The 16,802-nt window shown below is 68.3% G+C and carries 34 protein-coding genes; 23 read left to right on the top strand and 11 right to left on the bottom strand.

Translation table 11 applies throughout. The features are described from left to right. Positions 1–328 precede the first annotated feature (328 nt). The 16 genes from ACIBG8_RS54575 to ACIBG8_RS54500 all read left to right on the top strand — a co-directional run bounded on the left by ACIBG8_RS54575 (position 329) and on the right by ACIBG8_RS54500 (position 9,628). Positions 329–1,813, top strand: coding sequence for a hypothetical protein (locus tag ACIBG8_RS54575; protein ID WP_397351372.1), 1,485 nt, complete (start codon positions 329–331; stop codon positions 1,811–1,813). Continuing rightward, complete coding sequence (locus ACIBG8_RS54570) at positions 1,776–2,027, top strand: hypothetical protein (RefSeq protein ID WP_397351371.1); 252 nt, start codon at positions 1,776–1,778, stop codon at positions 2,025–2,027. Before ACIBG8_RS54575 ends, ACIBG8_RS54570 begins: the two co-directional genes overlap by 38 nt. Positions 2,028–2,100: 73 nt before the next feature. Then, positions 2,101–2,313: a hypothetical protein gene (locus ACIBG8_RS54565; protein ID WP_397351370.1), complete on the top strand. Its 213-nt coding sequence runs from the start codon at positions 2,101–2,103 to the stop codon at positions 2,311–2,313. A 137-nt stretch (positions 2,314–2,450) separates the two neighbouring features. Further along, positions 2,451–3,476 (top strand): DUF932 domain-containing protein, encoded by a 1,026-nt coding sequence (locus tag ACIBG8_RS54560; RefSeq protein ID WP_397351369.1) that lies wholly within the window; start codon positions 2,451–2,453, stop codon positions 3,474–3,476. Positions 3,477–3,598: 122 nt separating this feature from the next. Then, the gene (locus tag ACIBG8_RS54555) at positions 3,599–4,171 is read left to right on the top strand and encodes a hypothetical protein (RefSeq protein WP_397351368.1); all 573 of its coding nucleotides are present in this window, start codon (positions 3,599–3,601) and stop codon (positions 4,169–4,171) included. A gap of 47 nt (positions 4,172–4,218) precedes the next feature. Next, positions 4,219–4,491 carry a DUF4314 domain-containing protein gene (locus tag ACIBG8_RS54550; protein ID WP_397351367.1) on the top strand — a complete coding sequence of 91 codons (273 nt, stop codon included), beginning with the start codon at positions 4,219–4,221 and terminating at the stop codon, positions 4,489–4,491. Then, positions 4,488–4,730, top strand: a complete 243-nt coding sequence (locus ACIBG8_RS54545) for a hypothetical protein (RefSeq protein WP_397351365.1) — start codon at positions 4,488–4,490, stop codon at positions 4,728–4,730. Before ACIBG8_RS54550 ends, ACIBG8_RS54545 begins: the two co-directional genes overlap by 4 nt. 27 nt (positions 4,731–4,757) lie before the next feature. Then, on the top strand, positions 4,758–5,183 hold the full coding sequence (locus tag ACIBG8_RS54540) for a hypothetical protein (RefSeq protein WP_397351364.1): 426 nt from the start codon (positions 4,758–4,760) through the stop codon (positions 5,181–5,183). Continuing rightward, positions 5,180–5,425 (top strand): hypothetical protein, encoded by a 246-nt coding sequence (locus tag ACIBG8_RS54535; protein WP_397351363.1) that lies wholly within the window; start codon positions 5,180–5,182, stop codon positions 5,423–5,425. Before ACIBG8_RS54540 ends, ACIBG8_RS54535 begins: the two co-directional genes overlap by 4 nt. Before the next feature lie 381 nt (positions 5,426–5,806). After that, a complete protein-coding gene (locus ACIBG8_RS54530) occupies positions 5,807–6,616 on the top strand; it encodes a ParA family protein (protein ID WP_397351362.1) in 810 nt (269 codons plus the stop codon). Continuing rightward, the gene (locus ACIBG8_RS54525; protein WP_397351361.1) at positions 6,616–7,521 is read left to right on the top strand and encodes a ParB/RepB/Spo0J family partition protein; all 906 of its coding nucleotides are present in this window, start codon (positions 6,616–6,618) and stop codon (positions 7,519–7,521) included. The genes ACIBG8_RS54530 and ACIBG8_RS54525 overlap by 1 nt, the downstream gene beginning before the upstream one ends. Positions 7,522–7,591: 70 nt before the next feature. Continuing rightward, positions 7,592–7,954: a hypothetical protein gene (locus ACIBG8_RS54520; protein WP_397351360.1), complete on the top strand. Its 363-nt coding sequence runs from the start codon at positions 7,592–7,594 to the stop codon at positions 7,952–7,954. Beyond that, entirely contained in the window at positions 7,951–8,343 is a 393-nt protein-coding gene (locus ACIBG8_RS54515) for a DUF6283 family protein (RefSeq protein WP_397351359.1), read from the top strand. The genes ACIBG8_RS54520 and ACIBG8_RS54515 overlap by 4 nt, the downstream gene beginning before the upstream one ends. A 9-nt stretch (positions 8,344–8,352) precedes the next feature. Continuing rightward, positions 8,353–8,664: a hypothetical protein gene (locus ACIBG8_RS54510; protein WP_397351358.1), complete on the top strand. Its 312-nt coding sequence runs from the start codon at positions 8,353–8,355 to the stop codon at positions 8,662–8,664. Next, complete coding sequence (locus ACIBG8_RS54505) at positions 8,654–9,304, top strand: hypothetical protein (protein WP_397351357.1); 651 nt, start codon at positions 8,654–8,656, stop codon at positions 9,302–9,304. Before ACIBG8_RS54510 ends, ACIBG8_RS54505 begins: the two co-directional genes overlap by 11 nt. Before the next feature lie 54 nt (positions 9,305–9,358). Next, complete coding sequence (locus tag ACIBG8_RS54500; protein WP_397351356.1) at positions 9,359–9,628, top strand: hypothetical protein; 270 nt, start codon at positions 9,359–9,361, stop codon at positions 9,626–9,628. Here the strand turns inward: ACIBG8_RS54500 and ACIBG8_RS54495 are convergent. Together ACIBG8_RS54495 and ACIBG8_RS54490 are read right to left on the bottom strand one after the other, a co-directional pair. Next, positions 9,625–9,783: a hypothetical protein gene (locus tag ACIBG8_RS54495; RefSeq protein ID WP_397351355.1), complete on the bottom strand. Its 159-nt coding sequence runs from the start codon at positions 9,781–9,783 to the stop codon at positions 9,625–9,627. The two genes, ACIBG8_RS54500 and ACIBG8_RS54495, sit on opposite strands and share 4 nt — an antisense overlap. Beyond that, positions 9,780–10,160: a hypothetical protein gene (locus ACIBG8_RS54490; protein WP_397351354.1), complete on the bottom strand. Its 381-nt coding sequence runs from the start codon at positions 10,158–10,160 to the stop codon at positions 9,780–9,782. Before ACIBG8_RS54490 ends, ACIBG8_RS54495 begins: the two co-directional genes overlap by 4 nt. A 99-nt stretch (positions 10,161–10,259) precedes the next feature. Between ACIBG8_RS54490 and ACIBG8_RS54485 the strand changes: the two genes are divergently transcribed. Continuing rightward, positions 10,260–10,664 carry a hypothetical protein gene (locus ACIBG8_RS54485; protein WP_397351353.1) on the top strand — a complete coding sequence of 135 codons (405 nt, stop codon included), beginning with the start codon at positions 10,260–10,262 and terminating at the stop codon, positions 10,662–10,664. Here the strand turns inward: ACIBG8_RS54485 and ACIBG8_RS54480 are convergent. The 3 genes from ACIBG8_RS54480 to ACIBG8_RS54470 are packed head-to-tail and all read right to left on the bottom strand — an operon-like array spanning position 10,652 to position 11,537. Then, on the bottom strand, positions 10,652–10,816 hold the full coding sequence (locus ACIBG8_RS54480; protein ID WP_397351352.1) for a hypothetical protein: 165 nt from the start codon (positions 10,814–10,816) through the stop codon (positions 10,652–10,654). The genes ACIBG8_RS54485 and ACIBG8_RS54480 overlap by 13 nt on opposite strands. Further along, positions 10,813–10,980: a hypothetical protein gene (locus tag ACIBG8_RS54475; RefSeq protein ID WP_397351351.1), complete on the bottom strand. Its 168-nt coding sequence runs from the start codon at positions 10,978–10,980 to the stop codon at positions 10,813–10,815. The genes ACIBG8_RS54480 and ACIBG8_RS54475 overlap by 4 nt, the downstream gene beginning before the upstream one ends. Beyond that, positions 10,977–11,537 (bottom strand): hypothetical protein, encoded by a 561-nt coding sequence (locus tag ACIBG8_RS54470; RefSeq protein ID WP_397351350.1) that lies wholly within the window; start codon positions 11,535–11,537, stop codon positions 10,977–10,979. The genes ACIBG8_RS54475 and ACIBG8_RS54470 overlap by 4 nt, the downstream gene beginning before the upstream one ends. Before the next feature lie 117 nt (positions 11,538–11,654). Here ACIBG8_RS54470 and ACIBG8_RS54465 point away from each other — a divergent pair, with 117 nt between their 5' ends. The 3 genes from ACIBG8_RS54465 to ACIBG8_RS54455 all read left to right on the top strand — a co-directional run bounded on the left by ACIBG8_RS54465 (position 11,655) and on the right by ACIBG8_RS54455 (position 12,647). Continuing rightward, positions 11,655–11,921 (top strand): helix-turn-helix domain-containing protein, encoded by a 267-nt coding sequence (locus tag ACIBG8_RS54465; protein WP_397351349.1) that lies wholly within the window; start codon positions 11,655–11,657, stop codon positions 11,919–11,921. Further along, a complete protein-coding gene (locus ACIBG8_RS54460) occupies positions 11,918–12,235 on the top strand; it encodes a hypothetical protein (RefSeq protein ID WP_397351348.1) in 318 nt (105 codons plus the stop codon). Before ACIBG8_RS54465 ends, ACIBG8_RS54460 begins: the two co-directional genes overlap by 4 nt. Positions 12,236–12,362: 127 nt before the next feature. Further along, entirely contained in the window at positions 12,363–12,647 is a 285-nt protein-coding gene (locus ACIBG8_RS54455) for a hypothetical protein (protein WP_397351347.1), read from the top strand. A 49-nt stretch (positions 12,648–12,696) separates the two neighbouring features. On the opposite strand, the gene ACIBG8_RS54450 is transcribed toward ACIBG8_RS54455, so the two are convergent. Both ACIBG8_RS54450 and ACIBG8_RS54445 read right to left on the bottom strand, forming a co-directional pair. Further along, on the bottom strand, positions 12,697–12,990 hold the full coding sequence (locus ACIBG8_RS54450; protein WP_397351346.1) for a hypothetical protein: 294 nt from the start codon (positions 12,988–12,990) through the stop codon (positions 12,697–12,699). Between the two features lie 42 nt (positions 12,991–13,032). After that, positions 13,033–13,293: a hypothetical protein gene (locus ACIBG8_RS54445; protein ID WP_397351345.1), complete on the bottom strand. Its 261-nt coding sequence runs from the start codon at positions 13,291–13,293 to the stop codon at positions 13,033–13,035. Positions 13,294–13,739: 446 nt separating this feature from the next. Here ACIBG8_RS54445 and ACIBG8_RS54440 point away from each other — a divergent pair, with 446 nt between their 5' ends. The 3 genes from ACIBG8_RS54440 to ACIBG8_RS54430 are packed head-to-tail and all read left to right on the top strand — an operon-like array spanning position 13,740 to position 15,373. Then, positions 13,740–14,792, top strand: coding sequence for a hypothetical protein (locus ACIBG8_RS54440; protein WP_397351344.1), 1,053 nt, complete (start codon positions 13,740–13,742; stop codon positions 14,790–14,792). A gap of 49 nt (positions 14,793–14,841) precedes the next feature. Beyond that, positions 14,842–15,114: a hypothetical protein gene (locus ACIBG8_RS54435; RefSeq protein WP_397351343.1), complete on the top strand. Its 273-nt coding sequence runs from the start codon at positions 14,842–14,844 to the stop codon at positions 15,112–15,114. Between the two features lie 10 nt (positions 15,115–15,124). Further along, positions 15,125–15,373: a hypothetical protein gene (locus ACIBG8_RS54430; protein ID WP_397351342.1), complete on the top strand. Its 249-nt coding sequence runs from the start codon at positions 15,125–15,127 to the stop codon at positions 15,371–15,373. Here ACIBG8_RS54430 and ACIBG8_RS54425 read toward each other — a convergent pair whose 3' ends face one another. The 4 genes from ACIBG8_RS54425 to ACIBG8_RS54410 form a co-directional block, all read right to left on the bottom strand. Beyond that, the gene (locus ACIBG8_RS54425) at positions 15,374–15,535 is read right to left on the bottom strand and encodes a hypothetical protein (RefSeq protein WP_397351341.1); all 162 of its coding nucleotides are present in this window, start codon (positions 15,533–15,535) and stop codon (positions 15,374–15,376) included. 14 nt (positions 15,536–15,549) lie between these two features. Then, positions 15,550–15,912 carry a hypothetical protein gene (locus ACIBG8_RS54420; RefSeq protein ID WP_397351340.1) on the bottom strand — a complete coding sequence of 121 codons (363 nt, stop codon included), beginning with the start codon at positions 15,910–15,912 and terminating at the stop codon, positions 15,550–15,552. A gap of 271 nt (positions 15,913–16,183) precedes the next feature. Further along, positions 16,184–16,474 carry a hypothetical protein gene (locus ACIBG8_RS54415; protein WP_397351339.1) on the bottom strand — a complete coding sequence of 97 codons (291 nt, stop codon included), beginning with the start codon at positions 16,472–16,474 and terminating at the stop codon, positions 16,184–16,186. After that, the gene (locus ACIBG8_RS54410; protein ID WP_397351338.1) at positions 16,471–16,746 is read right to left on the bottom strand and encodes a hypothetical protein; all 276 of its coding nucleotides are present in this window, start codon (positions 16,744–16,746) and stop codon (positions 16,471–16,473) included. Before ACIBG8_RS54410 ends, ACIBG8_RS54415 begins: the two co-directional genes overlap by 4 nt. Positions 16,747–16,802: the final 56 nt, after the last annotated feature.

Here is a 16,802-nt window from a genome sequence, read left to right as displayed (position 1 = left end):
TGCGAGACGCGCGTGTCGGTGATCGCCTCCCGAGGGTGGTCATCGGGGCGAGCTGTCGATGCTTTGCGCAGCTGATCTTGAATACGCGAAAGCCCGCCATGGATTGGGTCCCCGGCGGGCTATCGCTGACTTAGTTCGCGTGCGCCAGAGTACCCGACGTCTCGGCCAGAGACAAAAGGGGACGCGGGCGCACGCACGAGAATGAGGGAGTTTCCTCGCCGTGCGATCTTCTGCTGCCGCCGCGTACGCGGCCCCGCCCCTGGCAGCACCCCCGGGCGCGCCTGCCAGATCAGGGCCCGAGCGCCGCCCGAGAGCCGGGGTCTCCTTCATGCTCACCGGATCGGTGCCCATCCCGATCACTCTCCTGCAATCCGAGCTGCCCGACCTGGCCGTGCGGGTGTACGCCGTGGTGGCGTCCTACAGCCGCAACCCGGCCGGGTGCTTCGCCACGGCCGAGTACATCGGCGACGTGCTGTCGGTGGAGCGCGAGAGCGCCCAGCGCATGCTGTCAGCCCTCACCCGGCGCGGGTTCATCATCGAGGAGACCCGGCGCGGCAAACTCGTCGGCCGTCGCGCCCGGGAGCTGGGGCCGCGCGAGCACATGGTGATGGTCGCCCGGCGGGCGATCCGCGAGGTGCTGTCGTCTCGCGAGTTCCGGCTGCTGGCCTACCTGACCTACTGCGGCAACGTCGGCCGGTATGTCACCGACGCCGACCAGACGCGCGTGCTGCGCAAGGGGGACGGCACGTGCGTCTCGGTCGACACCGTGCAGCGCGCCCGCGCGTCCCTGCGTAAGGCGGGGTGGATCACGGTGGGGGAGCGCACCGCGCGGGGGACGGCCTACCGGGGGACGGGCACGCCCCGGCCCGAGCCCGTCGCCGCGATGCAGGCACTCGCCTCGATCATCACCACACCCGATCCCGCGCCCGAGGTTGTGGACGAAGCTGTGGACGAGCGGCCCGAACACGTCGCGAACCCGCAACCAGATCACACATCCCCCCGCAACTCGGTCACATCGCCCCCCCGCAACCAGATCACTCCAGATAGAGCAACTCTTGATCATGTAAATGTTGATCAGGTAAGGGACTATCCCGCCGTAGGCGATCTGCGGCAACGTAGGGGGCTGGTGCCCGAGGCGCGCCCTTCGGGCACGGGTCAGCAAGATCGGCGAGATATCCGGTCCGGCGTGCGGATGAGCAGTCTGCAGGCCAAGCACCTTGACCGGATGTGGAAGTGGCTGGAGAGCTTGATGCGGATCTGCCGAGACGACATCGCCTTGCACGCCCAAGCCCGCATCGCCAAGCGGTTTCTCTTCCAGCTGGAACACCGCACCCCCGAGGAGCTGCGCCAGCGCATCAAGCGCCGCTGGCTGGCCATCTACAGCTTGCAGGAGATCGATGGCCCGGTCGGCGTGATCATGGCGTTGATCGCGGGCACGGACTGCTCGGACGTGCGGTGCGAGGATGGGACGCTGTTGCTGCCCGACGGCGGCTCCAAGCGGTGCCCGCGCTGTGACGAGCGAGGCGGCGATTTCCTGCGCTCTCGGGGAGACGGCCACGACCCGAGCCCGGTAACGCGGCCAGGACGCGCTGAGCCTCGCCGGGACGTCGAGCTGCGCGCCCCGTCGCCGCCCCCTGCTCGTCAGCGTCTGGCCGAGATGTTTCCTGCCCCGACTTGTCCCGACACGTTCGCCCGTGGGCTCGCTGCCGTGCGCGCCGCGCTACCCTCTGGCTCAACCAGACTCGGCGTACACGCTCGGAGATCACATCGTGGAGATGATCAAGCGCAAGCAAGGGCCCGCACAGCGGGCTGAGCGCGTCCGGCTGCTGCAGCTCCTCGAAGCGGCCGAGCTGATCACCTACGAGCACATGACGCCAGGCCGAGACCCCGCCTATGTCATCACCGTGGCCGGAGTGCGCCGCACGCTGTCCTCCCGCGAGGTCGAGCCGTACGCGTACGGCATGGCCGACGCCTACCACAAGCTGGAGGGCAAACCGCTGGCCGGGCTGGAAGAGCCCGAGCAGTGAGCACGCCACACCGCCTCGCCGTACGGCTACCGCGCCCAACCGCCGGCGGCGCCGCCCGAACCGGGGTCGTCTCGTGATCGCCCTGTCTGGCGATCTGGTGCAGGTGCTGGAGCTGGCCGCCACAGGTCACCTCTACACCAACGGTTGTCCTGACCCGGATCTGAACGTGCTGCTGTGCGCGTTCCTGCTGCGCCGCGAGCGGCCCACCGGCAAGCATGGCCATCAGCGCCTGGTGCTCACGCGTGCGGGCCGGGAAGCGCTCGCCAGCGCCCGTGCCCCTGTGTAACCGCTCGTCGGCGCTCCGACCTGGCATAACGCGCGAAAAACTACACTGTTACGGTTTGCGAGTTCGCGTAGATTCCGATAGTGTGAAACACGTCAGAACAACGCAAACGCACCAGACGAACACCAAGGGGACACCAAATGGCACACGGCATCACCTCCACCGACAGCATGTTCACCGTCCGCGAGCCCGCCTGGCACGGACTGGCCAAGGTCCTCGACACCGCGCCCGGCAGCTGGGACGAAGCACGCCGCGAAGCCGGGCTCGACTGGGACCCGATTCAGCAGCCCGTCTACGCCAAGCGCGTGCAGATCAACGCCGACACCAACGAGCCCGAAGAGGTGTTCGTGCCCGCCGCCGGATGGAACGAGATCGTCCGCTCCGACAACTATGACCGCCTGGCGATCAGCATGGACAGCCTGGCCCTGATCACCAACACCGACATGGGCGTCATCGCCGATTCGATCCTCGTCGACGACAAATACACGATCTCCACCATGGGATCGCTAGCCGGGGGGCAGCGCGTGTGGGCGCTGTTCGAGCTCGGCGACCCCATCGAGCTCAAGGGCGACCCGTCGCTGACGCGCCGCTACATGGCGCTGATGAACTCCCACGACGGGCACGGCTCCTGCCGGGCGATCGCCACCAACGTGCGCATCGTCTGCCAGAACACCTGGCACGCCTCCGAGGTGCGCGCCGACGCCGACGAGGCCGTCTACACCTTCCGCCACACCAAGAACTGGAAGTCCCGCGTCGAGCAGATCGCCGCCGAAGCCCGCCAGGCCATCGCCGGAGCCCAGAAGCAGATCGAGCTGTACCGCGAGACCGCCGAGCACATGATCCTGGCCAAGGTCACCAAGGCCCAGGAGGGGAAGTTCCTGACCGACTTCATTTACCCCTCGGCCAACGACCACGAGCTGAGCAAGATCGCCACGACGAACGTGCGCGTCGCCCGCGAAAAGCTGGCAGAGGTGTACAACTCCGTCACCTGCGAAGGCATCCGGGGCACCGCGTACGGGCTCATGCAGGCGGGCGGCGAGTACGCCGACCACATCCGCCCGTTCCGCAACGTCGACTCCTACGCCGGGCGCAGCCTGGAGAAGACCCAGGAACTCAAGAAGCGCGCCAAGAACATGGCCATGGCCGCCGCCGCCAAGCAGCTGTAACCGGGGGACGAGGGGGGCGCGAACGCCGCGCCCCCCTCCCAAAAACTACACTCTATAAGTTTGCGAAATACTGAGAATCTCCGATATGATACGAGTACAGAAAAACGCGAGGGGGAAATCACATGACCACCATCAAGCTCGGCGACTACGTCTCCGCCGTCGTCTCCGACCCCACCATGCCCGACGCCGTCACCACCATCGACGGCATCGTCACCCACCTGTTCGACCTCGACGACAACCCCCACGCCACCGTCACCGACACCCGCGGCAAGCCCCGCCAGTTCATCGCCGACATCCAAGACGTCGAAGTCCACCAGCGACCCCCGCACCGGCTCGCCGACCAAGACCTGCAGATCCGCACCCGAGCGGCCGCCATCGGCCACCACCTGAGCACCGACGTCGACATCCACCACTCCGCACGCGCCAACGAAACCCGCGTGCAGGGCAGCTGCACCTGCGGCTTCTGGGACACCCCCGCATGGGACGAAGACAGCGTCACCGAGGCGTTCGAGGACCACCTGTACGCGCTGGCCAACCTCGACACCGCGCCCCGCCTGCCCCGCCTGTGCACCTGCACCTGGCACCAGCCCGCAACCGGCGGCCGCCCCCTCCGGCTGACCATGAACGTCGACTGCGTTCTCCACGCGCCCATCGACGACCAGCTGCTCGCCCACATCCAACTCGGCGCCGCCTGAACCCCCGCCGTTCCCGGCCGACCGCAACCACATCACAGGAGAACCCCATGCACGACGACCTTCAGCGCGGCGACCGCATCGCCCTGGTCCGCACTACCGACCCGCACACCCGCCTCAAGCCCGGCGAGCTGGGCACCATCACCCGCATCGACGCCCACCCGTTCCCGGACATCGCCATCCGCTGGGACTCCGGCTCAACTCTCAGCATGCTGCCCGACGAGGGCGACGAGATCGAGCTGGTCCACCGCGACGAGCGCCCCGAGATCGAGCAGACCCTGTACGGCCAGTACACCCGCGCCGACCTCACCGACCGCCCGTGACCCGGCTCGGCGACGAGTTCCGCATGCACGACGGCATCGAATGGACCGTGTACGAGCCGTCCGGCCGCGCCTGGTGCATCGTCTGGCAACCCGGCCGCCCCGACTCCCACGTGCGCGCCTGGCCATGGCCCGCCGGGCGCACCGCCTACCGCGCCGACGCCACCACCGAAGAACAGGCCCGCGCCAAGGCAGAGATCATGGCCGAGCTCATCGCCACTCTTCCGCCCCGCCGCCGCTGACCGCAACCAGCTCACAGGAGACCCCTCGTGCACACCGAACCAGCAACCGAACCCGTCGCCCCGGACGTGCCGTACGCCGATCTGTCGTTCATCGGCCCGCCCCGTCGCCCGCTGTGCTCGACCTGCAACCGGCCGCTGGCCACCGCCCGCTCCCACGAGCTCGAACCCTGCGCGTGCGACTACCCGTCGGATCTGCCCGCCGACCCGGTGGAGATATCCGTGAGCGTGGTCGCCGTCGAAGAGGTCGAGTACCTGTTCACCCTCACCCGGACCGTGCCCGGCTGGGCTGCCGCCGACGTCAACGTGTTGCACCGGATGCTCGACTGGTCCGAGGACTACACCGAGGACATGCACGAGCACGGCCACCCCTCGACCCGAGACCGGTACGTGAGCTCCGTCTGGCTCATCGACGAGCAGGAGAACCCCATCAGCGACTACAGCGACGCCCCGTGATGGCCCGCCTGTCCGACACCCCGCCCCAGCCCGACAGCTACGCCCCCGGCGACACAGTGTGGGCCGTCCCCCGCGAGTCGCCGACCACCGACCAGTCCGCCTACCTCGCCCGCGTCCTCGCCCAGCTCACCGGCGACGCCTACGTCGGCTACGTCGTCGAGTTCGACGACGAGCAGATGCCCGCCCACTGGCGGCGCCGCCGTACCTACGCATACGAAGAGTTGGAACTCCTCCCCGAGTAGCCGCAACCACCGCACACGTCGCCCGAAATGCGCCGCGCGCCGCCCGCCCGCCGCCGCATCCAGCGCACACCAGCAGGCCGCAACCACCGCACACATGCGCGCGCGCTCGCCCATTATTACCGCGGTAATAATGGGGCAGCCCGCACCTGTGACCCAGCTGCGGCCCCCGCCCATGACCGTGATCATGACGATTATTACCGCGGTAATAATCACCGCTCGCTCCTGTGATCCAGATGCGGCCCCTCACACGCCGCTCTGACCTGCACAAACACGATTCACGTGGAACACGGCGCCAGCCTCTGGCAGACTCAGCGCCGCTCCCCCTCGTTAGTACCGGGGCCCCACCAGGGCACTCGCGAACCCACGAAAGAAGGCCCACCCGTGTCTCAGCTCCTCCAAGCCGCCGCCACGCCTGCCGGGGTGTTCCAGGTCGAACGCCCGCGCGTGATCGCGTTCGTCAATCGCAAGGGCGGTGTCGGCAAGTCGACGACCACCATCAACGTGGCCGCCACTCTCGGGCACAACCTCACCAAGCACCTGACGCCCGAGCAGCGCGCCGAATATCAGTGCGAAGTCGTCGTGGTCTCCGTCGACCCGCAGGGCTCCTCCCTCGGCTGGGCCAAGCGCATCCAGAACAAGGAACTCCTGCCCTTCGACTACGTCGACGCCTCCCTCGAAGCCGGGCTCATCCAAGACCTCATCGAGGACGGGTACCGCTACATCCTCATCGACACCCCGGGCTGGACCCCGCCCGACGAGGACACCTGGGATGGCATGGACGACTCCAAGCAGGCGACCGTGCTACGCGCCGTCCTCGACATGGCCGACGAGATCATCGTCCCCATGGAGCCCGAGGCTCTGTGCTACGAGCCAACCATGTGGACCGTCGAGCGCACGATGCGCGCGCACCCCAAACCGTTCCGCATCCTGATCAACAACTGCGGCGCCTCCGAGAACGACGTCGATCTGAGAAACCTGCGCCGCTGGCTGGCCAAGCGCCCGCACTGGCCGGTCTTCCGCTCCACCATCCGTGGATACAAGCTCCACTCCCGCGCCCCCGAGCAAGGCGTGGTGTGCACCGAGTATCCCGAGAACACCATCGGCCTCAAGGCGCGCGGCGACTTCGCCGATCTCACTCTGGAGATCGCCATGGAGCCCGCCAGCCGCAGCATGGCGGCGGTGAGCAGCTGATGGGGCAGGAATATCAGCGCCGCCGAGGCCAGCGGCGAACGTTCGCCGACGACGATCCGACGCCGATCGCCCCCCACACCTACGCCCCGCCCACCGAACTGCCTCTCACCGATCTGACGGAAAACCCGCTCAATCCACGCAAGGTTTACCGGAAGATCGAAGAGCTCGCGGCGTCCATGACCGAGCGCGGCGTCTTGCAGCCACTGCTCATCACGCCGCGCTCGAAGTTCATCGAGACGCGCCTGCACCTGGACGACGTCGTGCCCCGCGTCGGCTACGTCATCATCGCCGGACATCGCCGTATCCAAGCTGCCCGGCTGGCCGGTCTGCACGAGGTCCCCGTGTACGTCCGCATGGACGCGACAGCCGCCCTTGAAGAGGCGCTGATTGAGAACATTCAGCGCGACGACCTGTCGGAGATCGACGAGGCCGAGACCCTCAAGACGCTGATGGACGCCAAGGGCTGGACTCAGAGCGATGTCGCCAAGTCCATCGGCAAGACCCAGTCGTTCGTGTCCCAGCGCATGGCGTTGCTCAAGCTCCCGGACGAGATGCAGCAGGACCTACGCGAAGGGAAGATCACCGTCCGGGAAGCGCGCAGCGTCGGCGCCAAGAAGCAGACCAAGCCGCGCTCGCCCGCGCCGGCCCCGCCGCCGGCCCCGCCGCCTGCCGTGCCCGAAGCGGCGTTCACCGACCAGCCTGGCGACGAGCAGCGCGCCGCGCCGGTCGTGACACTGGCTGACCGGCGGGCCGCCAAACCGGTGCAGGACACCCTGTTCACCGTCGGGTTGCCCGAGGAGCTGACGCGCGACCTGATCGAGCTCGCCGACCAGCTGCGCATCGAGCCGGAAGACGCGCTCGCCCAAGCAGCGCAGGCATGGGTGTCGACGCGCAAGAACACCTGATAGACCGCTAGAAAGGGGTAGGGACCGGCGACGCCCCGCCGGTCTCACCTCCGGCCGAGAGGACCCGCCTGTGGTCGCCACAAGGGCAGGCAGCTGGACCTATCGCATCACCTTCGCCTGGGACGGCCCCATGGACGCCGCGCGACGAGACATGCTCGACGAGGCGGGCACCCTCGTCGATGTCGAGCCCGGCGTGTACGCCTGGACGATGACCGTGACCGGCGATCTCGGCCCCGGCACCCTCGAAGAGCGGGCGGGCCGCGCCGAGTACGCGATCGGTGATCTGCTGTCGACGCTGCTCGCCACCCCCGACGACACGAGTCGCCCCATCGAACGCGCCATCGAGACGGTCTATCACGACCCGCCGACAGCTCTGCCGTATACCTTCGCCCACCTGTCCACGGAGCAGATCGAGGCCGTCGACCGGACATGACCCAGGACACCCCGCGACCGCTCCCCCACCGCGCCGCCCCGTGCGGCGCCTGCCCCTGGCGGGTCGACAACGAAGGGCGGCGCGTCTTCGACAACCTGGTCGACTACGCCGAGAACACCGTGCGCGACTCAGACGGGTACGGCCCGGCGTGGGGGTCGCCCATGTTCGGCTGCCACAAGTCGAGCTGTGACGAGCTGTGCGCGGGCTGGCTGGCCGTCGCAGGGCTCGACCACCCCACCGTACGGCTGGCCCTGATGTGGCAACTGCTGCCCGCCACGGTGCTCACCCCGAAACCGGGCTGGCCCGCCCTGCATCCCACCTACGCCGCGATGGAGGCCGCCAACACCGCCGCTCTCCGCCAATGCGGCCTCATCCCCGAGGAGACCTGACCCGCCGCCATGTCTGCCCCCCGAACGCACGCATCGCCCCTGGCCGTGCTGCTCGTCATCGCCTGTCTATCCGACGGTAAGCCGCGCCGCCTGGACCACCTGATCAACGACATCTACCCCGGCGAACGGGTCCGGCCGGAGATCCTGGACGAGCTGTTCTCCTACATCGATGCCGCCGTCAACGTGATGATCAAGGACCGGTTGCTCGTCGCCACCAAACCCGTTCACGGCGACACCTGGCTGACGCTCAACGATCAGCTGTCGCTGAACCACCTGCTGTCGCGCACCGACGTGGAAGGAACCCGCCCCCGTGAGCAGTAACAACTTCCCCTCCCGAGTCGTCGACGGCCAGGGCCGCGGCTGGTTCGCCACCCACCCCTACACCGACGAGGAGAAAGCACTCGGCGAACAGGTCGTCTACCGGCGGGGAGGCGCCAACGACGAGGTGATCAGCCTGGCTCAGCTCGGCGAGAAGTACGGCCCGTGGCGGCCCGTCGTGCCGATGCCGGAGGGCGACCACCATGCGATGGTCCAGGCGCTCACCAAGGCCGGGAAGAAGGCCGCCGGAACGCTCGCCGTCGCCGTGTTCAAGGTCGCCAAGCAGACCATGGTCGACAACGGGATGCGCCCCACCGAGCTGCTCATCGCCGGACGCCCCGGCTCGTGGGAAGCCGACGCGTTGCGTCACCTGGCCTGGTCGCTCGGCAGCGACATCAAGCTCACCCGTACCGACATGTGGGCCGGGCAGCTGTGCGAGGAGATCATCACCCGGTGGATCACCGACCCCGATGCCTTCGTCGAGGTCGCCGAAGGTCTCGCCTCGGTGTTCGGCGACGTGGTCGACGCCGCCGGGGGCTGGGACCAGGCGAGCGACCAGTGGCTACGCCGCGCGGACGCCTCGGAGTTCTACCGCCGGTATCTGTGCAGCCTGTCGGAGCACTACGGGCCGACCACGTTCTAACCGGCGAGGTACAAAGGAACCCTCAGACGATCAACCCTCGGGGGACGGTGGACCATGCTGGAGCACCCGGCAGGACGTAGCCTGCCCAAGGCGCGCGCGATCCGGCTCGCTCGTCTGCGTCGGATCGTGGTCGCGGCCAAGGTGTTCAGCTGCCTGCTGATGGCCTGCTCGGTCGCCCTGCTGCTGGGCTACTCCGAGACAGCAGGGGCGGCCGCGTTCGTCGCCACGTTCTTCATCATGACGGCCGTCACCGAGGTGGAGTCCGTCATCCGCCGCCTGGAATGGCGTCAGGCCCGCGACTTCTGGCGGCTGTCGGTCAACTAGATGCCGCCGTCGTCTTCGTAGTCGTCCCAGGACCGGCGGGGCCGCGGGGCGCGCGCGCCGGCCGACGCGGCGCGGTCGGCCTGCCGGTCCGACATGGCCTTGAGCACGTACACGATGATGGGCCCGATCAGCGCGATCAGCTCGGCCTTGTTCATGCTTGCCCCCCTCGTACGGTGCGGCGCGGGTCGTCCAGGATGCGCCAGGCGGCCAGCGCCTGCGCGGTCAGCGCGACAAGCACGGCGCCCAGGCCCGCCCGGAACGGGCCGGACATCGTGGTGAAGAACACCAGCCAGAACACCGTGAGGAACGCGAACAGCATCGACCCGACGAGCAGCCCCCGCTCTCGCATCCGGCCGAACGCGCGCGCCCCGAGCACGAGGAGCGCGCCGCCGAGTAGCGCGCACACCACCCATGTCATCGCCGAGCCCTGCTCGTAGCCGTCGACCTGGATGAAGCGCACGAACACTACGATGAACCCGGCCGCCGCGACCGCCAGCGTGGCGGCCACTACCCGCCCCGTATCCGCGAACATGATCGAACCCCCGCAAATCGTTGGAACGCCTGTTCTCACGATGACACGATCTGGGCGGAAAGCTGGGCAGCGCGCGTCTCGCCCCGCGATGATGGGCGGGTGAGCGACCCACGCCCGGCCCACTCTCGCCCGCCCTCGCTGAGCTTGGCGCGTGCGCGCCGCACGTTCTACGCCATGACCGGCGGGGCGCTGCTCGTCGTCATCGGCGCCGTGGTGCTCGCGGGCGGCGACGTCGTGCTCGGCCGCGTCCTGCTGGTGTTCGGTGGTCTGGGCGTGCTGCCCGTCTCCTGGACCATCATGCTGACCCGCAGCAACGACCGCGACGTCCGGATGATCGCCGCTCTGGCGTTGGTCACCGTCGCGTTCGGCGTCGCGTCGGTCATCGTCGGCACTCTGTGGGTGTTCTACGCCCTGGTGGCCTGGGTGTTCATCGCCGCGGCGATCGTGGCCTGGCGCGCCCGCTCCTGGATGCGCCCCCCGACCGACGACGATCAGCTGAGGTAGGAGCCGACGATCATGCCGAGGGTGTAGCCGATCGCCGATGCCACCAGAAGGACCGTGCGCAGCTCGCGCCGGTGCGTACGGAGCACCAGGCGCTGAAAATCGGCGTCAGCGAACCACGCGGCCCGCAGCGCCGTGTCACGCAGCTCGCTCACCCGAGCTCGCTGCCCGCCGTACGACCGCTCTTGATCAGCTCGTCGATGCGGCAGCACATGTCGATCGCCTTGGACAGATCCCACTCGCTGTCGCTCTCCAGCTCGACCCGCTCGCTCGGCCGCGCCAAGGTCGACACCTGGGACTCGACCACGATCCGGATCACTCATACTCCATGAAGTTGGCCAGATCGCCGACCATGTTCGAGGCGCGGCCCTTGTCGATGCCGTGGCTCGGCCCGATCAGGTAGCGGTAGTAGGCGGCGTCCAGATCAGCGGCGCTCACGACCTCCAGAACACCGAGCGCGTGCTCGTAGGCCTGCTTGACGTCCCACTGACCGACGCGCTTGCCGTCGATATGCACCGCGAGGAACGGCTCCAGCTCCTGGCTCACGCCGGGCTCCAGCATCAGCGGCCGCGTCGCCTTGTGATTCAGCGGCGCCCGGTCAGCGCGCAGCGCCGCCACGGCCTGGCCGCACATCTGCAGCGGGACGGTCAGCTTGCGATGCAGCTGCCGTATCACCGCAGCGTCATGCATGGCGCGGATGCGCGCCTCCAGCACCGCGCTGGCATAGCGCAACGCCTCGTTCGGGCCCAGCCCGATGGAGCGATCCTGACCGTAGCTGATCTTCACCCGGTAGGTGCTGGTCTTCTCATCCAGATCCGAGGTGATCCACACGTCGTCGGAGCCGGGCTTGTCACGATCGGGGGTGCTGTCGCTCACACCGCGCAGCCTATCGCCGCGCACCGTCACCGGGCGGCTACTCCGCCCGCGTGCCCGCGTGCCGTACGGCGACGAGCAGCCCGCGCAGCCGTACCGTCAATGGACATGACCATGGACATGTCTAACGACACGCGCCCCGCCGCGAGCCCCGGACCTGGCTCGTCGCCCGGTGAGGTGCTGCTGTGGGTGCGCCGCCTCGCGCCGGTCCAGCGACGCCGCATCAGAGACGACGCCGGGCTATCGAGAGCGACGCTCGGCCGGTGGCTCGGATGCACCGATGGAGCCGTGGTGGCCTGGGAGATCGGGCGTCGCACTCCGGCCGGGATGCTCGGCGAACGCTACGGGGCGCTGCTGCAGCGACTGCTCAGCGAAGAAGGTAGATGATGACTTCCCGCCGCAAGATCATCTACGTGGCGACGGTGTACCTGCGCGCTGTCCATGACGGGCGCGATCCGTTGTACGCGGTGTGTGAATGGTTCCGCGTCACCCGCGCCACAGCAGGGCAGTGGGTGTCCCGCAGCCGCGAGCTCGGCTACCTGCCCACTCCGCCGCTGTGCGGGCACTGGCCCCGTCTCACTCGCTGGGACGACGGCCCCATCTCCAGCGCCTGGATCGCCTGCGAGGCATGCATGAATCCCTGGCCATGCACCCAGGCTGACACCATCGCCTGGCTGGAGCGATTGCCCCGCATGCTGTAGAGCGCGCTGCACCAGGCCCGCTGGTCCGGACGCGGGGTGCTAAAACGGTCAAACGTATCTTTTACTACCCGAATACGGGTATTGTCGCTCAACCCGCTGTACGAGGAGAGAAGACACCCGATTGGACATGTCCCGCGTCTGGGAAGTCACCAAGGCCGTGGCCAAGATGATCAACTGGCAGACGCTGTTTTCTATCCGCGTGTGGCTGACCGCGCTGATTGCCGCCGGTCTGGTCGCGTTCCTGCTGTCGCTGCTGTGGGGCCCGCTCGGCTACACCTTCTGGCTGTGGCTCGCGCTCGTCATCTTCGGCGTCACGGTCAACCCGGAGTTCAAGACGCGTTGCCCGTACTGCGAAAAGCGAGTGAAGATGGGCGCCAAGGCGTGCCATCACTGCGGCCGTCTGGTCGCCTGACCAGCGCCTGGTTTCCCTCGGGGGAGTGGTAGATGTAACGGCCGCGCGCCTACAGCTCGTCGGCCGGCGGGTTGGGCTCCACGTAGGTGGCGGCCACCGCGCTGGGCTCGTACATGGCGCTGATCAGGCGGACGACGTTGTCGCGCAGCTCCTCGGCCAGCTGGGCGGGCAGATGGTTCCACTCCAGCGTCACCCGCACCCGGTGCGGGGTGGCCACCGGGCGAGCCTCGTGGAGGCGGGCGAACAAGCACGCGTCGGCGGCGCTGTCGGGGAAGAACATCTCACCGGCGGCATTGGCCATGGCGTTGGGCTGATCGTGCGCGTGCTCGCCGATGAGTTCCATGAGCGGCATCCTAAGCGCGAACCCGTCGCGCGCCGGGGAAACCTACTGGGGCTCGTGCCCGCTGGTGGCGTCCCGCTGGGCGGCCTCGTCGGCCCGCGCCTGTAGCTCTTCGAGTACGGCCTTGACGCACTCGACGGCGATGTCTTGTCGGTCGCGCAGCACGTCGAGGCGTTTGCCCGCGTTGTGGGCGTCGTCGAGCACCGGCACGACGGCGGCCGCCAGCTGCAGGAGCGCTTTCACCTGGTCGGGTACGTCGGCGTCGTCGACGGGCTGCTCGTCGCGGGGATCGCTGGGGGAGGTCATGGCAGGCAGCGTATCGAGGCTGTCCGAGCCTAGTGGCGCCGCCCGAGAAATCTACTTTGTAAAGGCGCGCGTTCCGCCCAACGAGTCCGGGTTAAGCAGCACCTGTGGTGCCGCTCTACCCGTACATACGGACACGGAACATGACAGTCCGGACATCGTTGCTTGGGGTGAGGCGCGCCCAGGGCCGGAGCCGGACCCGCTTGGGACGCCAGGTACCGAAGTGCAACGTGCGGGCAACCGCGCATGCGGGACGGTGAAGCGATGACGGGGAGGTCACGGTTATCGCCGCGCGCCCCGGAATGCGATAAGGACTCTTATAGTGGGGACAGCGAAGAAGATCAGAACCAGCGGATAATGAGCTGACCTGCACGAACGCACACCACGGCGGAACGAGGAGCCACCAACCGGGCTTCCACTCGCCGCCACCCCCAGAAGGACTACACACCGTGACCGCACAAGGCGCACTGTTCGGCCTCGACCAGGTCTCCGAGCTGCCGCCCGCCAAAGGCGACGACATCGCCCGGCGCACCGCCGCGTGGCTGGAGAAGTCCGTGCCGGAGAACACCCGGAAGGCCTACGCCCGCGGACTCGACCTGTTCGGCGAGTTCTGCGATAACCACGACCGGCCGTGCATTCCCTGCGACGCTGACACCCTGGCCGACTTCGTCACCTGGATGACCGAACGTGTAACCGAGCGTGGCACGCCCCCCGCCCCGGCCTCGATCGAACAGGCCATAGCGGCAGTAAAGAGTCAACATCGCACTCTTGGACACGACGCGCCGGACGGCTTCAAGGCCGCCGCCGTGCTGAAGGCTTATCGCAACCAGTGGGCCGCAGACGGCGGCCGCGTCCGCCAGGCCCCCGGCATCACCCGCGCCGAGCTGATGCAGGTCGTCACCCACATGAAGCCGGGCGAGACGCCGATGGATGCCCGCGACGTGGCCCTGTTCCTGCTGGAGTTCACCATGATGGGCCGCCGCGGCGAGCTGTCCGGGCTGGACCTGCACGACCTGCGCCTGGATGACGAAGGCATGATGATCTACATCGCGCAGTCCAAGACCGACCAGATGGCACGCGGCGACGTGTGCGCCATCCCCTACGCCGACGAGCCGCTGCTGTGCGCCGTCCGCGCGGTCAAGTTCTGGGTCCAGTGGCTCAACACCCAGGGCGTCACCACCGGCCCGGTGTTTCGGCCGATGTCCTCCGACGGCCGCAAGCTGGTGCGCCACGGCCGCTCCAAACAACGCGGACCCGGCCGCTTCACCGGCGCGGGCATCAACGAGATGGTCAAGCGCCGCGCTCGCGCCGCCGGGCTGAAAAAAGAGATCAGCTCGCACAGCCTGCGCCGCGGCGGCGCGTCCGCCTCCCGGGCGGCCGGGTACGACCTGGCCGCCATCTGCCGCCAGGGCCGGTGGAAGGACGGCTCCCCGATCGTGTTCAACTACCTCGAAGACGACGTCGACCGCTGGACCGGCAACGCCATGAAAGGCGTCCTCTAAGGTCGCGCCTGCAGGCGGCGGCCGCCGACCTGCTGGCATCCTGACCTGCATGAACTACCAGCTGTCGACCGAGCCGCTGTCCTACCCGCTGTGGGTGTACGACCTGGTCGGCGCGCTGGCCGACCACGAGAACGAGCACGCTGCCGTCGGGGACGGCGGTCACTGTTTCAAGAGCGAGCTCGACCAGGTGCCGGGCGAGGTCATCGTCCAGGCTACCGCCATCACCGCCTACAACCGCGCCCGCAGACTGCAGACCTACCAGGCCGACCAGGCGGCCGCGCGGGCGGGGGAGGTCTACACCGGGGCCTGCGCCGGGAGCTAAGGTGGGCGGCATGAGCGAGCAGCCCCCCAGCGTCGGCCAGCTGGCCGTCAACCCCGTCTCCTTCGGCGGCAAGCTGTGGGTGCCCGCCCACGTGCTGGGCGACTACATGCGGGCCATGGCTCTGGTGTTCGCCGAGGCGGGCCTGCACGAGATCGCGGCCGCCGTCGGCGAGCAGGCCGAACAGGTCGACATCCAGCTCATGTACAAGGCGCCGGCCGCGCCCGCCAACCCGGCCGCAACCGATCGGGTGCGGGACTGATCAGTCGGAGCGGACGTTTCCCTGCCCGCCGCATCTCCTGCAGCTCTCCCACACGGTGGTCGTGACCTGTTCGGTGGTGCCGTCCTTCTTCTTGATCGTGATCGTCTTGGAGACGTTCTTCCCGCACGAACCGTTGCACTTGGGGCAGATCATGGTCGGCACGAGGGGCTCCTTGTTCAGGCGTTGAGCAGGGTTCCTTGCCCGGTGCACCGGCGGCACTTCTGCCATACGCCGTCGACGTATTCGCCGCATCGCAGCTGGCACTTGGTGCACGCGTAGTGGGTCAGCCGGTCGAGCTCGGACTTAGCCGCGTCGTCGGTGCGCGCTCGGTGCGCCATGTGCACGGCGATCTCGATGTGCCCCAGCATCGTCTGTACCTCGCCGGGCAGCTCCTCGGCGGTGACGCCGTCCAGGAACAGTCCGTCGGCGGTCGCGGACACGGTCGACCCCTCGGGGGAGGGCATGACGATCGTCTGCCCGGATGCCAGGCGGTAGGCCAGGATCTGGGCGAGGGCGGTGGATTGAGCGACGTAGGCCATGACCGGCATCCTAGATCTGGGGTGTACGGCTGTCGCGGGCTCTGGTGGAACCTCGGCGGGGGCTCGGTCAACCCACCTGGCGGGGCAAGTCGACCGGCCTGGGTGGCACCGGTGGCTGGCCCCCGCCGAGGGCCTTGGGGTGGAGGTGGTGCGGGCCCCCTGCGCCCGTCGCTGCGCGGGGGGCCCGCTCGGATGCGAGCACGGGCACCAGGGGTTGGGACGAGCGCATTACGGGTGGTCATGGCTGCGCTCTTGCCCGGCTCGCCAAGCATCAGGGGAGCAGCCCTCGCAGGGCCCGGTGCAACCGGCCGTCGGTCTCGGACGGCTGCGACGGGATCACCGGCGGATCGGGGGCCTTCCCGACCGGCTCGGGGATGATCTTCTCGGCGGCTTCCCCCAGCTGCCGAACGATCGTTTCGGCGAGCTCGGTGCGCCGCCGTCCTTCCGCGGCCGCCGGCGAGGGCGGGTGACAGATCCGGCACTGGAAGCTGCCGCACGAGCGGAAGCAGTACTCCTGTCCGCAAAAGTGCGGCCCGGGGCAGGCGTGACGGAACACGGTCATGAGTTCTCACCCTTTGCGGGATCAGGCAAGCAGGCCACGTCCTCGGCGGTCGCCGACAGCATTAGCTGCCCGTCCTCGAACACCTCGTAGCGCGGCGGTGAGTACCGGATCTCTGTCACGTTCGGATAGCCCCGCGCCCGGACGCGCATGTGCCGAACCTCGATGACGCGCGCCTGGTTCATGTCGAACCCGCACAGCTTCAATAGCCGTTGTCGCGCGTCCTCGAAAGGATCATCCCCGAGCTCGTGTAGGTCCTGGTGAGGGGCTGACATGATTCCCACGGTAAAGATCCCCGGCGCCGGTGGGGAGTCCCAGCAGGGGGTATCAC

This window comes from Nonomuraea sp. NPDC050556, assembly GCF_044457355.1.
In the GTDB taxonomy this organism is placed as follows: domain Bacteria; phylum Actinomycetota; class Actinomycetes; order Streptosporangiales; family Streptosporangiaceae; genus Nonomuraea.
The sequence above is the reverse complement of the archived record's forward strand: the minus strand, read 5'-3'. Positions and strand labels throughout refer to the sequence as shown.

What these genes read in the sequence shown, in the direction of transcription:
- ACIBG8_RS54575 (WP_397351372.1), top strand. Translation starts at nt 329, where the DNA reads ATGCTCACCGGATCGGTGCCCATCCCGATCACTCTCCTGCAATCCGAG.
- ACIBG8_RS54450 (WP_397351346.1), bottom strand. Translation starts at nt 12,990, where the DNA reads ATGGAACTCATCGGCGAGCACGCGCACGATCAGCCCAACGCCATGGCC.
- ACIBG8_RS54495 (WP_397351355.1), bottom strand. Translation starts at nt 9,783, where the DNA reads ATGAACAAGGCCGAGCTGATCGCGCTGATCGGGCCCATCATCGTGTAC.
- ACIBG8_RS54555 (WP_397351368.1), top strand. Translation starts at nt 3,599, where the DNA reads ATGACCACCATCAAGCTCGGCGACTACGTCTCCGCCGTCGTCTCCGAC.
- ACIBG8_RS54460 (WP_397351348.1), top strand. Translation starts at nt 11,918, where the DNA reads ATGATGACTTCCCGCCGCAAGATCATCTACGTGGCGACGGTGTACCTG.
- ACIBG8_RS54455 (WP_397351347.1), top strand. Translation starts at nt 12,363, where the DNA reads ATGTCCCGCGTCTGGGAAGTCACCAAGGCCGTGGCCAAGATGATCAAC.
- ACIBG8_RS54415 (WP_397351339.1), bottom strand. Translation starts at nt 16,474, where the DNA reads ATGACCGTGTTCCGTCACGCCTGCCCCGGGCCGCACTTTTGCGGACAG.
- ACIBG8_RS54570 (WP_397351371.1), top strand. Translation starts at nt 1,776, where the DNA reads ATGATCAAGCGCAAGCAAGGGCCCGCACAGCGGGCTGAGCGCGTCCGG.
- ACIBG8_RS54525 (WP_397351361.1), top strand. Translation starts at nt 6,616, where the DNA reads ATGGGGCAGGAATATCAGCGCCGCCGAGGCCAGCGGCGAACGTTCGCC.
- ACIBG8_RS54435 (WP_397351343.1), top strand. Translation starts at nt 14,842, where the DNA reads ATGAACTACCAGCTGTCGACCGAGCCGCTGTCCTACCCGCTGTGGGTG.
- ACIBG8_RS54500 (WP_397351356.1), top strand. Translation starts at nt 9,359, where the DNA reads ATGCTGGAGCACCCGGCAGGACGTAGCCTGCCCAAGGCGCGCGCGATC.
- ACIBG8_RS54465 (WP_397351349.1), top strand. Translation starts at nt 11,655, where the DNA reads ATGTCTAACGACACGCGCCCCGCCGCGAGCCCCGGACCTGGCTCGTCG.
- ACIBG8_RS54490 (WP_397351354.1), bottom strand. Translation starts at nt 10,160, where the DNA reads ATGTTCGCGGATACGGGGCGGGTAGTGGCCGCCACGCTGGCGGTCGCG.
- ACIBG8_RS54445 (WP_397351345.1), bottom strand. Translation starts at nt 13,293, where the DNA reads ATGACCTCCCCCAGCGATCCCCGCGACGAGCAGCCCGTCGACGACGCC.
- ACIBG8_RS54430 (WP_397351342.1), top strand. Translation starts at nt 15,125, where the DNA reads ATGAGCGAGCAGCCCCCCAGCGTCGGCCAGCTGGCCGTCAACCCCGTC.
- ACIBG8_RS54510 (WP_397351358.1), top strand. Translation starts at nt 8,353, where the DNA reads ATGTCTGCCCCCCGAACGCACGCATCGCCCCTGGCCGTGCTGCTCGTC.
- ACIBG8_RS54410 (WP_397351338.1), bottom strand. Translation starts at nt 16,746, where the DNA reads ATGTCAGCCCCTCACCAGGACCTACACGAGCTCGGGGATGATCCTTTC.
- ACIBG8_RS54420 (WP_397351340.1), bottom strand. Translation starts at nt 15,912, where the DNA reads ATGGCCTACGTCGCTCAATCCACCGCCCTCGCCCAGATCCTGGCCTAC.
- ACIBG8_RS54550 (WP_397351367.1), top strand. Translation starts at nt 4,219, where the DNA reads ATGCACGACGACCTTCAGCGCGGCGACCGCATCGCCCTGGTCCGCACT.
- ACIBG8_RS54515 (WP_397351359.1), top strand. Translation starts at nt 7,951, where the DNA reads ATGACCCAGGACACCCCGCGACCGCTCCCCCACCGCGCCGCCCCGTGC.
- ACIBG8_RS54560 (WP_397351369.1), top strand. Translation starts at nt 2,451, where the DNA reads ATGGCACACGGCATCACCTCCACCGACAGCATGTTCACCGTCCGCGAG.